Raw genomic sequence first — 12,898 nt, forward strand, 5'->3', positions numbered from 1 at the left:
GATTATCCTAAGCTAAATTCCTTATGAAGTGCATTAATTGCTTGATCAGTAAACTTTGATTCTACAAGACACCATATAGTAGTATGAGAATCCGCCGTTTGTAAAACTTCAATATTTTCTTTAGCCAATGCTTTAAGCACTCTAGCCATTATTCCAGGTACTCCTCTAATTCTGCTTCCAATCAACGCTATCTTGCTGCAGTTCTCAATACATGTATATTTTAATTCGAGAACACTCATTATCTCATTAAATTTCTCTAAGTCTTTAGAATCAATAGTAAAAATGCTTTCTTTAGGAAATACATTAATAAGATCAATACTAATCATATTTTGCGCAAGTACATCTAGTAAAACAGCATAGCTGTCATTATTTTTATTATCAGCTAAACTAACTCTTAATTGTACTCTATTGCTCATATGAGTTATTCCGGTCATAACGCTTTCAGTATTAAAGCTTCCAGTATTATTTATTACTGTGCCTCCACAGTTGCTGAGTGTATTCTTTATTACAAGAGGAATATTACCTTTCATTGCAATTTCAACTGCTCTAGGATGAATAACCTTGGCACCTTGATGAGCAAATTGAAAGACTTCGTTATAACTTATTTCCTCTATTAATGAAGCCTCAGAAACAATTCTTGGATCAGCTGTCATAATTCCATCAACATCAGTATAAATATAAATTTTTTCAGCATTTAATGCCACACCTAATAAAGAAGCAGTAACATCACTACCACCTCGTCCAAGTGTGGTAGTAAATCCATCTTTTGTTTGTCCTTGAAATCCTGCTACTACAGGAACTTTTCCACTCTCAACTAAATTTAATAAAGTTTCTGTATTAATATTCAATACTTGGGCATTGTTAAAATTTGAATCTGTAATTATACCTGACTGTCCTCCGGTTAGAGGAACTGAATCTATGCCGAATTTACTTAATTCATCAGCCATTACAACAGTACTTATAGTTTCACCGCAACTCATTATTAAATCTGTTGCTAAAAGATTTTTACTTTTAAAATCATCACTAATCAGAGAAAGAAGTGTGTCAGTTGCATAAGGATCATTCTTCCTCCCCATAGCAGAAACTACAACAATAGGACTAAATCCTTCTTTTATAGCATGAATAATTTTATCTATAACTAATTGTCGTCTCTCATGAGATGAAACGGACGTACCTCCAAATTTTTGAATTAACAATCTCATATTGACCCTCCATCATACCCGAGTTTTCTTTAAAACACTTTCCTCAGCATCTATTATTATAGTCCTTGATCCAATTTTTTTTATAAAGTCCCAAGGTACCTCAATGAATTCATTACCACCAAAAAAACTAAATTTGGTTTTAGTATCATTTAAAATTAAAAACTTCAAGTTTCCATCATCGCTTATTACAATATCATTGTTGGATAAATAATTATACTTTTCTCCATCATTAATATTTATAATTTCGTATCTTTCCATTTCACTATAATATTTTATATTTTCACTCATGTTGGTTCCCCCTTAATATCTTACATAGAATTTGGCATTATAAAATACTAATCTATTTATATAGAATACTATGAAAGATATTAAGGTTTTAGTACTAAAGTCCGGTAGAACCAAATCCTCCAGTTCCTCTTTGTGATTCACTTATCTCTTCAACTAATTCTATAATTGGTGTTTCTATTTTATTTATTACCATTTGGGCAATCCGATCACCTTTTTTAATTATAAAATTCTCAGTACCTAAATTTATTAATATTATATTTATTTCACCCCTGTAGTCCCAATCCACAGTTCCTGGGGAATTTAAAAGAGTTATCCCATAATTAGCTGCTAGCCCGCTTCTTGGACGTATTTGTGCTTCATACCCTTTAGGTAGTTCTATGCAGATACCAATAGGCACCTTATGTCTTTCAAATGGTTTAATAGTAATATCTCCATCTATAGCTGCAAATAAATCCATACCTGCAGCTCCACTAGTCATAAATTTAGGAGTAGGTAGGTCTTCAAACCCTTTTACTTTTTTTATTTTTAAAAGCAATACTATCACTCTCCATTATGTTAATTAACGAATCTAAATCTAAATTGTTACCTACAAATGATGAATTTTGTATTCCTTTTGTGAAGGTTTTATTCATTACATCATTTAAATCTTCTTTAGTAATACTATCAACTTTTGTGATTATGTCCATTGGGGTTTTAACTTTATTTAAAAATAAGACTGATTTTCCATTGCTAAACATACGGCTGCTAGTACTTTCAAGTCCTAAAATATAATTTCCTTTAAGCTGTTCTTTTAGTTTGAATAATTTCTCATTTGTGATATCAATCGTTGAAAATTTAATAATCTCATCCTTGATGGTGCTCACAACTTCAACTGAATACTTAGAATTTAAGCCAGTATAAATGCTTAGAACACCAGTATTATTAAAAGATGAAATATAAGAATATATGGAGTAACATAAACCTAAATCTTCTCGTATTTTTTGAAATAATATAGACGAAGCACCTCCGCCAAACATATTATTTAAAAGTAGCATTGGGTATATATCATCATTCCCCGTGTCAATTCCAATTAGTCCTAAGCTTAAATGAAGTTGTTCTATATCCTTTTCTTTCATTAAATGATTGTTTAATATTTTCGGAGAAGAGTACTTAGTGATTACTTTGTTGCAACTAGTCCAATGGCCAAAGTATTTACTAACTATACTTTCTATTATATTCATATTTATTTTTCCTGCTATTGAAATTACTGAATTTTCAGGAATGTAGTATTCAGAAACATACTTAATTAACTTTTCTCTGCTAAAGGACTTAACAGTATCTATTGATCCAAGTATAGGCATAGATATACTATCATCGCCCCATATTGCTATACTATGCAAATCGGATAGTACATCTTCTGGTTGATCTTCACTCATATTTATTTCTTCAATGATGACACTTTTTTCTTTTTCGATATCGTCGGCAGAAAACTTGCTGTTAAATAACATGTCAGATAAGACTTCCAATGATAGCTCTAAGTGGGAATCTAAAGCTTTGATATAAAAACATGTAGCTTCTTTGCCAGTAAAAGCATTTATTTGACCACCTACATCTTCTATGGCTTCTGCAATTTGTTTTGAAGTTCTAGTATTTGTTCCTTTAAAAAACATATGTTCAATAAAATGAGATATACCATTGTTTAAGTTATTCTCATTTCTTGATCCATTTTCTACCCATAGTCCTACACTTACTGAATTCACATAATCTATATTTTCTACAACTATCCTCAAACCATTACTAAGTCTAAAAATATTATACATGTTTTCCTCCTATAACAAGAAGCATCAAATAGTAAGCAATTATTTTTATAAAAAATAAAAAGGCAGTGATGCCCTTCTATTTTTCAGTTTCCTTTTCATCATTTTCTGATTCTGAATCTCTAATAGCATCTTTCCTCGAAAGATTAATTCTACCCTGATTATCAATTTCTGTAACCTTAACTAAAATTTCATCACCAACAGAAACAATATCTTCAACTTTGTTAACTCTTGCAAAATCCAATTTTGATATATGTACTAATCCTTCTTTACCTGGCAGTATTTCCACAAATGCACCAAAGTTTGCAATCTTAGTTACTTTACCAAGGTAGATTTCGCCGACCTTTATTTCTCTAGTTAAATCATCTATGATTTTTAGGGCTCTTTCCGCACCAATACTATCATTAGACATAACAAAAACTTTTCCATCATCTTTTATATCAATTTTAACTCCAGTTTCAGCTATTATTCTATTAATAGTTTTGCCTCCTGTACCTATAACATCTCTGATTTTTTCAGGATCTATTGTTATTGTATAGGCTCTTGGTGCATACTTGGAAAGTTCTTTTCTAGGAGCAGGTATACATTCGTTGATTTTATCTAAGATATACAGTCTTGCTTTTCGTGCATCTTCGATTGATTTTTTTATACACTCATTAGAAATTCCTTTTATCTTTGTATCTATTTGTATTGCTGTTATTCCTTTTTCTGTACCTGCTACTTTGAAGTCCATGTCTCCAAAGAAGTCTTCTATCCCCTGAATATCAGTTAAGACTTCCTCTTTAGTTAAATCTTCACTTGTAACTAATCCCATAGCAATTCCTGCAGCCGGTCTCTTTATTGGTACACCAGCATCAAGAAGTGCAAGCGTACTACCACAAACACTGGCTTGAGATGTAGAACCATTCGAGCTTAAAACTTCTGAGACTAATCTAATAGTGTATGGGAACTCTTCCTCTGATGGAATAAGAGGTTCTAAAGCCTTTTCAGCTAACGCTCCATGTCCTATTTCTCTTCTTCCAGGTCCTCTTAAAGGTTTTACCTCTCCTACGCTGTAAGATGGGAAATTATAATGGTGCATATATCTCTTAAATTCTTCTTCACCAATACCATCCAAAATTTGAACGTCACCTAAAGCACCAATTGTAGCAACTGTCATAACTTGAGTTAACCCTCTAGTAAATAATCCAGTTCCATGTGTTCTAGGTAATAGAGCTACTTCACAGCCTATAGGTCTTATTTGATCAAATGATCTTCCGTCAGGCCTTCTTTTTTCGTTTAATATCATATTTCTAACTACTTCTTTTTGAATTCTATAAACAACGTCAGATATGTCAGAAGAGTTATCAGGATATTTTTCAGCAAAGGTTTCACTAATTTTAGATTTAGCTGAATCCATTGCTTCATTTCTCTTATCTTTGTCGGTTATGTACATAGCATCTTTGATTAGATTGAAGGAGAATTCTCTCACTTCGTTTTCTAATTCCTTCGCTACCTTATAAAGCTCTGGAACTATTTTTTCTTTACCTATCTTAGCCATAGCTTCTTCTTGGAATTTTACTATGTTTCTACATTCCTCAAAACCAAACATAATAGCATCATACATTACATCATCTGGTATCTCATCGCCGCCAGCTTCAAGCATTATTACTCTTTCCTTAGTAGCGCAAACGGTAAGATTTAATATACTCTGCTCTCTTTCTTTCGATGTAGGGTTTAAAATAAAATTGCCATCAATTAAACCAACAGATACAGCGCCAACAGGATCTGTGAATGGAATACTCGAAATACATAAAGCAACAGATGCTGCATTAATTGCTAAGATTTCAGGAAGATTATCGGGTTCAACAGACATTACAGTACAAACAACCTGAACGTCATTCCTATATCCTTTTGGAAATAAAGGTCTTAGAGGTCTATCTATAGCTCTGCCATTTAAAATAGCCTTCTCTGAAGGTTTTCCTTCTCTTTTAATAAACCCTCCTGGAATTTTCCCTACTGCATATAACCTCTCTTCGTATTCTACACTTAGAGGAAAGAAATCAATCCCCTCTCTTGGTTTTTGTGAAGCATTTACATTAGTAAGAACTACAGTATCTCCATAACTAACCAATAAAGCACAATTTGATAACATACCGACTTTACCATATTCAATTTTAAGTTTTCTACCTGCAACGGTGGTTTCTAGTATATTACTCATACATTTACCTCCCTTCAATGTACACTTATAGTATTATCTACTAAAAATTATTTATTATAAAATTTAATCTATTTGTAGTAAATAATTTTAAAATAATAGAGCGGTGTTGACCCGCTCTTGATTATCTTCTTAATCCAAGTTTTTCAACAATATCACGATACCTTTGAATATCTTCTTTAGCTAAATAATTTAGAAGACCTCTTCTTTTACCAACCATCATAAGAAGACCTCTTCTTGAATGGTGATCTTTTTTATGGCTCTTTAAGTGATCTGTTAAATGATTAATTCTTTCTGTTAGTAAAGCTATTTGAACTTCTGGAGAACCAGTATCTCCTTCATGTCTTTTATATAGCTCAATTATCTCTTGTTTTTTTGCCTTTTCCATTGTAACACCTCCAAAAATTATCCCCTTTATCCCAAGAATTACGTTGGCAATTCGTTGTTCTTAGCATAAGGTTCACGCAAGTATTATAACAAATATATAATATAATGTAAATTACTTTTTGTTCTTTTTAATCAATTTTTTGCAAAACTTGACTTTCAGCATAAAATTTATCTTTTTCAAGCTGTCTAATAAGGTCATCTAAGCTATCAAACTTTATTTCATCTCTCATTTTTTCAATAAAATAGACTTTTATATTTTCATCATATATATTCTTATTAAAATCTAATATATAAGTTTCTATTGAAATTTTAATATTTATAGGTTCTACTGTTGGATTATATCCTACACTAGTAATACCTTTATAAAATATTCCGTTGTATTCGATGGTTGTATAATAAACTCCTGTAGCAGGAAGAATGAATTCGGTATTGTATTGTAAATTTACAGTCGGGAAACCTAATTTTCTGCCAAGCTGTTTTCCTTTTATAACTTTACCCTTAAGCATGAAAGGTTGAAACAACATTTTATTAGCTTCTGCAACATTTCCGTCTGATATTAAATTTCTAATTCTCGAACTACTAATAACATTATCGTTATACATAACAGAATCCATAACGATTAACTCAAAGTTAAGTCTTTTGCTTAATTTCTCAAGCAATGATACATCTCCTGCATTTTTATAACCAAATTTATAGTTAAAACCAACAATTATACCAGCGGCATTGTAAAATTCAAGCATATTCATAACAAATTGCTCTGGAACAATTTTCATATAATCTATATTAAAATCCACTAAATTTACGATATCTATTCCGATTTTATCCAATATATTAAGTTTTGATTCATTGTCCATTAATAATTTAGGAACTTTATCTTTATTTATAATACTAAGTGGATGATTATTAAAGGTATATACCATGCTTTTAACCTTATTATGTTTTGATAATTCCAGTGTTTTATTAATTAAACTCATATGACCAATATGTAAACCATCAAAACTTCCAAGTGCTATATAGGTTTTAAAACTTAGTTTACTATCAAAATTATCTTGTAAAACTATCATAATTACTGCTCCTAAACTAATAATTTAATGATTTTAAATCCCTCTTCATCTCTTTTGCCCAAACCTATAAACTTATTGGTATCAACATAAACTCTGAGAATCTTATCCATATCTATAGAATTTATAATAAATGTGTTTTTTATTTTAACACCATTTAGTAATAACTTTTCGTACTTATTACTAAACGAAACCTTATCAAATATATTTAGAGAATGTTCTATTTGCAATATATTTTTTGATATAATTTCTTCGTCAAGCGAATAAAAATCAATTGAATTTTCTTTTTTAAAATTACCAGTCTGCGTGCGTTCCAAATTCCACATAATTCCGCCTGTACCTAAATTGTTACCTATATCATGACATAAACTCCTTATATAGGTGCCTTTAGAACAAGTTACAATAAAAGTGATAATGGGTAGAGAAATGTCTTCAATAGTTATATCAAAAATTGTTATATTTCTCTTGTTCCTTTCTATTACTATCCCCTGTCTCGCAAGTTCATATAATCTTTTACCATTAACTTTTAAAGCGGAATACATAGGCGGTTCTTGTTCAATCTCCCCTATATACTGATTAAAGATTCTCAATATTGCTTCTTCAGAAATATTCACTTTCTTTTCGGAAATAATACTTCCTTCTCTGTCATAAGTATCAGTAGTAATTCCTAGTTTCAATTGTGCCCTGTATGTTTTTGTTTCACTCATTAAATAATCTACTATCTTTGTAGCTTTACCAACACATATAGGCAGTACTCCAGAAGCCAATGGATCTAAAGTACCAGTATGACCTACTTTTCTTGTGTTACATAGTTTCATTATTTTTCTAACTACATCAAACGAACTAATACCAGAAGGTTTATAAATATTTAAAACTCCATCCATTATATCAACTCTTTTTCAATAACTTTTAATATTACGTCCTCGGCCTCTTTGACTCCTATTTTTAAGGTAGCGCCTGCTGCTCTAATATGTCCGCCACCACCAAAACTTTCGGCTATTTTTCTAACATCTAGAAATGATTTTGATCTTAAACTTACTTTGACACACTCGTCACATTCCTTAATTAGAACAGCAGCTTCTACTGAATCAATATTCATGCCTAAATCCACTAAATATGAGGTATCTGTAAGCTCTATATTTAAATTTTCCAGCATTTTTTTTGTGAATTTCATAACACAAACTTGATTGCTGAAAGCTAGATAAGAACTATCTATAACCTTTCCCATAAGCTTTATGTGATTAAATTTTTTGTTCTCAAAAATTAATCTATGTATATCACTAAATTTAACACCAGAGATTAATAATTCACTTACAATTGAGTGTGTTCTACTAGTTGTATTTGAATGCTTAAAACCGCCAGTATCGGATAAAATTGAAGTATATATACATGTTGCTATATCAACATCAAGCTCAACCTGTAATAATTTCATAATTTCAAAGATAAGTTCTCCAACAGATGAAGCTTTGGTATCTATAAAATTAATATCACCATAAAAGTCGTTAGAAATATGATGATCTATGTTAACTAGAGTATATTCTTTTTTATCAAAATCTATTTTAGCAGATATTCTTTCGTAGTTACCGCAATCTAATACTACTATAGAGTCGAGAGAGTTCTCACTAATTCTAAACTCATTCATTATAGAATTTAAATAAGGCAAGAAGCTATATGTTTCAGGAATTTTATCACTTGAAACTATATAAGCTTCCTTTCCTAGTTTTTTTAGTACAAGCATGAGAGCTAAAGCGCTGCCTAACGAATCACCATCTGGAGAAACATGAAAGGTAATTCCAACTGAAGTACTTTTTTTTAGTACTTCAACAACCTTATTTATCATGCTTAACATTCTCCTTTAAACTCTCAATTAGTGAATTAATATGCATGCCGTGCTCTATAGCATTATCAAGCTCTATTAATATCTCGGGAGTATATCTCAAATTTACCCTATGACCTACTTCACGTCTTATAAATCCAGAAGAACTTTTAAGAGCACTAAGTGAAGCATTCTTTTCTTCTTCCTTACCGAATATACTGACGAATACTTTAGCGTATCTTAAGTCTTTTGTTACATCAACTCTCGTTACGCTTACCATAGCAGTTAATCTTGGATCTCGAATTTCATTATGGATTATATCACTAATTTCCTTTTTAATCTCTTCATTAATTCTCCCGCTTCGGTATTTAGCCATGCAATCCTCTCCTTTTCAGTATTATAATTGCTTAGGTTTAATTTCTTCCATAGTATAAGCTTCTATAATATCGCCTTCTTTTAAGTCGTTGAATTTTTCGACACTAAGACCACATTCATATCCGGCAGCTGCTTCTTTTACGTCATCTTTGAATCTTTTTAAAGAAGCCAAAGTTGACTCGAAAATTACAATTCCGTCCCTTATAACTCTAACGCTGCTGTTTCTTGTAATTTTACCATTCAATACATAACATCCTGCAATTGTTCCAACATTAGAAATTTTATATGTCATTCTTACTTCAGCCTTACCTAAAACAACTTCTTTGTATTCAGGCTCTAACATTCCAATCATTGCTGATTTTATATCATCTATAGCATCATATATAATTCTGTAAGTTTTTATATCAACCTTCTCTTTTTCAGCAAGTGCTGCTGCATTAGTATCAGGTCGTACATTAAAACCAATTATTATGGCATTAGAAGCAGTGGCAAGAATAACATCTGTTTCAGTAATTGCTCCTACTGCACCATGTATTATTCTAACTTTTACATTATCAGTAGATAATTTCTCAAAAGATTGCTTTACAGCCTCTACAGAACCTTGAACATCGGCTTTTACAATAATTCCTAGTTCTTTAACTTTTCCTTCTTGAATTTGACTATATAAGTCTTCTAGAGAAACTTTGTTTGTAGACTGTAAATGTTCTGCTCTGAACTTATCTTTTCTCTTTTCAGCCATTTCTCTTGCAGTTTTTTCATCTTTTGTAACATTAAACTTATCTCCAGCAGCAGGAACTTCCGATAGTCCTAAAATCTCTACAGGAATGGAAGGTCCAGCATGCTTAATTTTTTTGCCCTTATCATCAAACATAGCTCTTATTCTTCCATAAGTAGTTCCTACAAGTATAGAATCCCCTACATGAAGTGTACCATTTTGAACTAATAAAGTAGCTACAGGACCTCTGCCTTTATCTAGCTTTGCTTCAACAACTGTACCTTTCGCATTTCTATTAGGGTTCCCTTTTAATTCTTGAATTTCAGAGGTTAATATAATCATTTCTAAAAGATTATCTATACCTTCTTTAGTATGAGCAGAAACAGGAACGCAAATAGTGTCGCCACCCCAGTCTTCTGATACTAATCCATACTCGGTTAATTCCTGTTTTACCCTGTCAGGATTAGCACTAGCTCTATCCATTTTATTAATTGCTATTATCATAGGTACATTAGCCGCTTTACAGTGATTAATAGCCTCTATAGTTTGAGGCATAACCCCATCATCCGCTGCAACTACTAAAACTACTATATCTGTAATTTGAGCCCCACGTGCCCTCATAGCAGTAAATGCTTCATGTCCTGGAGTATCTAGGAAAGTTATTTTTTCATCGTTTATTGTTACTGTATAAGCACCAATATGCTGAGTTATACCGCCGGCTTCTGTTTCAGTCACCTTTGATTTTTTTATTGCATCAAGTAAAGAAGTCTTACCATGGTCAACATGACCCATTATAGTTACGATAGGAGGTCGTTTTTCAGCATCTAAATCTTCTTCAGCATCGAGCTCTACTTCAACATTTACATGTGTGTCTTCTTTTTTTGATATAGTAACTTCAAATTTTTCTGCAACTTTTTCTGCAATATTAAAATCTATCTCTTGATTTATTGCAGCCATTACTCCCATAAATATTAATTGCTTGATAACTTCAGTTGTAGGTTTGTTTAATTTTTCTGACAACTCTTTTACAGTAATGGTATCACCTACTTCTATAATTGAGCTATCAGATGTATTTACTACATCATTCTCTTCGTTTAAATCCTCTAGACTAAAAAAATCGTTTTTGCTTTTCTTCTTGTTTTTCTTAACTTTAACTTTTTCTTCAGCTAATTCTTCATATTTTTCTATAATATCTTCATCTTCAGTTTGAGCTGCTGTAGTTTTTTCTTGAGATTTATTACTTTCTTTAATTAATTCTTTGATTAACTCACTATCTTCTTCTTCTATTACACTCATGTGATTCTTAACATTAATGTTAAACTCTTCTGATAATAAATTAATCAAGTCCTTGCTTGATACGTCTAATTCCTTTGCTAATTCATATACTCTTATTTTTGACATATATTCACCCCCGAATTTTTTACTGGTTCCATAATTCTAATAGTTTTTTACTCATTTGCTCGTTTGTAACACCTAACACATTAATTTCTGGTTTTCCTAAAGGTATTGCTAGATCTTCCTTAGTATAAGCTTGAATATAAGGTATTTTGTAGTTATTGCAATATCTGATAAATTTGTCACTAGTATTTTCTGAACAATCTGAAGATAATATTATTAAAAATAGTTTATTTCTCTTTAATATATCTTCACACTTATTATAACCTTCAACCAAATTACCAGATTTCTTAGTTAAACCTAAAAACTGAAGAAACTTATCTCTCATCAGCTATCTCTTCTTTCAGTTTATTGTATATTAAATCATCAATTTTTGTTTCTAAATTTTTATCTAGACGTTTTGCTTTGATAGCTTTTAAAAGGCACTCGTCATTTCTACAAATATAAGCACCTCTACCAGGCTTTTTACCGGTTAAGTCAACAAATATTTTTCCATCATTAGATTTGACTATACGTATTAATTCTTTTTTAGGTTTCATTTCCATACAACCTGTGCACATTCGCTGAGGTATTTTTTTGGACTTCATCACACTCACCTACTCATTACGATTGTTTAAGCTTTCAGACTGAGACTTGCTCTTTATGTCTATTTTCCAACCAGTAAGTTTTGCAGCAAGTCTGACATTTTGACCTTCTTTTCCTATAGCTAGTGATAGTTGATTGTCATCAACTATTACTTTTGCTGATTTACTTTCTTCATCTAGAGTTACATCTAAAACTTTTGCGGGACTTAGAGAATTGGATATATATTGTTCTGGAAGCTTACTCCACTTTATGATATCTATTTTTTCATTCTTTAACTCATTTACAATACTTTGAACTCTGCTGCCTTTAGGGCCAACACAAGAACCCATAGCATCAACATTTTCATCATTTGAGTGAACCGATATTTTAGTTCTTGATCCTGCTTCCCTAGCTATGCTTTTAATCTCTACAACTCCATCAAATATTTCAGGAACTTCAAGTTCAAACAATCTCTTTACTAGTCCAGGGTGTGTTCTAGATACTACTACTTGGGCGCCTTTGGTTGTATTTTTTACTTCCACTATATATAATTTTAATTTATCATTAAAATTATATGCTTCACCTGACATCTGTTCATTTGGTCCAAGTACTGCTTCAATTTTTCCTAAATCTACGAATACATTACCTTTATCTTTTCTAATGACAGTACCAGTAATAATATCATACTCTTTTGTTATGAATTCATTATAAATAATGCTTCTTTCTGCTTCTTTAATTCTTTGTATTACTACCTGTTTAGCAGCTTGAGCAGCAACTCTTCCAAATTTTTTTGGAGTTACTTCAATATCTACAATATCTTCCAATTGATATCTTGGATTTACTTCTCTTGCTTCCTCTAAAGAAATTTCCTCAACGTCATTTTCAACATTAACAACTACGTTCTTTTGAGAATATACATGGATTTCTCCATTAGCTCTATTCATAGTTACTTTTACATTTTGGGTACTTCCTGTAGTATAATTCTTTTTGTAGGCGGCTACTAAAGCATCTTCAATTGTAGTGAAAAGTAAATCTTCACTAATACCCTTTTCTTTAACAATTTCTCTTAAAGCTTCTATAAATTCCTCATTCATTTTTGTAA

The 12,898-nt window shown here is 31.3% G+C and carries 14 protein-coding genes; all 14 read right to left on the reverse strand.

The genetic code is table 11. From position 1 onward, the window contains the following. Positions 1-2: 2 nt before the first annotated feature. The 14 genes from dapG to nusA all read right to left on the reverse strand — a co-directional run bounded on the left by dapG (position 3) and on the right by nusA (position 12,890). Positions 3-1,202 (reverse strand): aspartate kinase, encoded by a 1,200-nt coding sequence (dapG, locus tag JK636_RS03815; protein WP_202747522.1) that lies wholly within the window; start codon positions 1,200-1,202, stop codon positions 3-5. 12 nt (positions 1,203-1,214) lie between these two features. Beyond that, a complete protein-coding gene (locus JK636_RS03820; protein ID WP_202747523.1) occupies positions 1,215-1,490 on the reverse strand; it encodes a YlmC/YmxH family sporulation protein in 276 nt (91 codons plus the stop codon). Between the two features lie 94 nt (positions 1,491-1,584). Further along, positions 1,585-2,034 carry a dUTP diphosphatase gene (gene dut, locus JK636_RS03825; RefSeq protein WP_338025724.1) on the reverse strand — a complete coding sequence of 150 codons (450 nt, stop codon included), beginning with the start codon at positions 2,032-2,034 and terminating at the stop codon, positions 1,585-1,587. Continuing rightward, the gene (locus tag JK636_RS03830) at positions 1,991-3,289 is read right to left on the reverse strand and encodes a M16 family metallopeptidase (RefSeq protein ID WP_202747525.1); all 1,299 of its coding nucleotides are present in this window, start codon (positions 3,287-3,289) and stop codon (positions 1,991-1,993) included. The genes dut and JK636_RS03830 overlap by 44 nt, the downstream gene beginning before the upstream one ends. Before the next feature lie 76 nt (positions 3,290-3,365). Continuing rightward, complete coding sequence (locus JK636_RS03835) at positions 3,366-5,486, reverse strand: polyribonucleotide nucleotidyltransferase (protein ID WP_202747526.1); 2,121 nt, start codon at positions 5,484-5,486, stop codon at positions 3,366-3,368. Positions 5,487-5,607: 121 nt separating this feature from the next. Beyond that, the gene (gene rpsO, locus JK636_RS03840) at positions 5,608-5,871 is read right to left on the reverse strand and encodes a 30S ribosomal protein S15 (protein WP_202747527.1); all 264 of its coding nucleotides are present in this window, start codon (positions 5,869-5,871) and stop codon (positions 5,608-5,610) included. Positions 5,872-5,998: 127 nt separating this feature from the next. Continuing rightward, on the reverse strand, positions 5,999-6,934 hold the full coding sequence (locus JK636_RS03845; RefSeq protein ID WP_202747528.1) for a bifunctional riboflavin kinase/FAD synthetase: 936 nt from the start codon (positions 6,932-6,934) through the stop codon (positions 5,999-6,001). An 11-nt stretch (positions 6,935-6,945) separates the two neighbouring features. Beyond that, positions 6,946-7,815, reverse strand: a complete 870-nt coding sequence (gene truB / locus JK636_RS03850; protein WP_202747529.1) for a tRNA pseudouridine(55) synthase TruB — start codon at positions 7,813-7,815, stop codon at positions 6,946-6,948. Beyond that, positions 7,815-8,780, reverse strand: coding sequence for a DHH family phosphoesterase (locus JK636_RS03855; RefSeq protein WP_202747530.1), 966 nt, complete (start codon positions 8,778-8,780; stop codon positions 7,815-7,817). Before JK636_RS03855 ends, truB begins: the two co-directional genes overlap by 1 nt. Then, positions 8,761-9,123, reverse strand: a complete 363-nt coding sequence (rbfA, locus tag JK636_RS03860; protein WP_202747531.1) for a 30S ribosome-binding factor RbfA — start codon at positions 9,121-9,123, stop codon at positions 8,761-8,763. Before rbfA ends, JK636_RS03855 begins: the two co-directional genes overlap by 20 nt. Before the next feature lie 21 nt (positions 9,124-9,144). After that, the gene (infB, locus tag JK636_RS03865; protein ID WP_202747532.1) at positions 9,145-11,238 is read right to left on the reverse strand and encodes a translation initiation factor IF-2; all 2,094 of its coding nucleotides are present in this window, start codon (positions 11,236-11,238) and stop codon (positions 9,145-9,147) included. 19 nt (positions 11,239-11,257) lie between these two features. Further along, the gene (locus tag JK636_RS03870) at positions 11,258-11,560 is read right to left on the reverse strand and encodes a ribosomal L7Ae/L30e/S12e/Gadd45 family protein (RefSeq protein WP_202747533.1); all 303 of its coding nucleotides are present in this window, start codon (positions 11,558-11,560) and stop codon (positions 11,258-11,260) included. Beyond that, positions 11,550-11,819 (reverse strand): RNase P modulator RnpM, encoded by a 270-nt coding sequence (rnpM, locus tag JK636_RS03875; protein ID WP_202747534.1) that lies wholly within the window; start codon positions 11,817-11,819, stop codon positions 11,550-11,552. Before rnpM ends, JK636_RS03870 begins: the two co-directional genes overlap by 11 nt. Before the next feature lie 9 nt (positions 11,820-11,828). Next, positions 11,829-12,890: a transcription termination factor NusA gene (nusA, locus tag JK636_RS03880; RefSeq protein ID WP_202747535.1), complete on the reverse strand. Its 1,062-nt coding sequence runs from the start codon at positions 12,888-12,890 to the stop codon at positions 11,829-11,831. Between the last annotated feature and the right edge of the window lie 8 nt (positions 12,891-12,898).

It is taken from the genome of Clostridium rhizosphaerae, from assembly GCF_016765585.1.
GTDB classification, from domain to species: Bacteria; Bacillota; Clostridia; order Clostridiales; family Clostridiaceae; genus Clostridium_AT; species Clostridium_AT rhizosphaerae.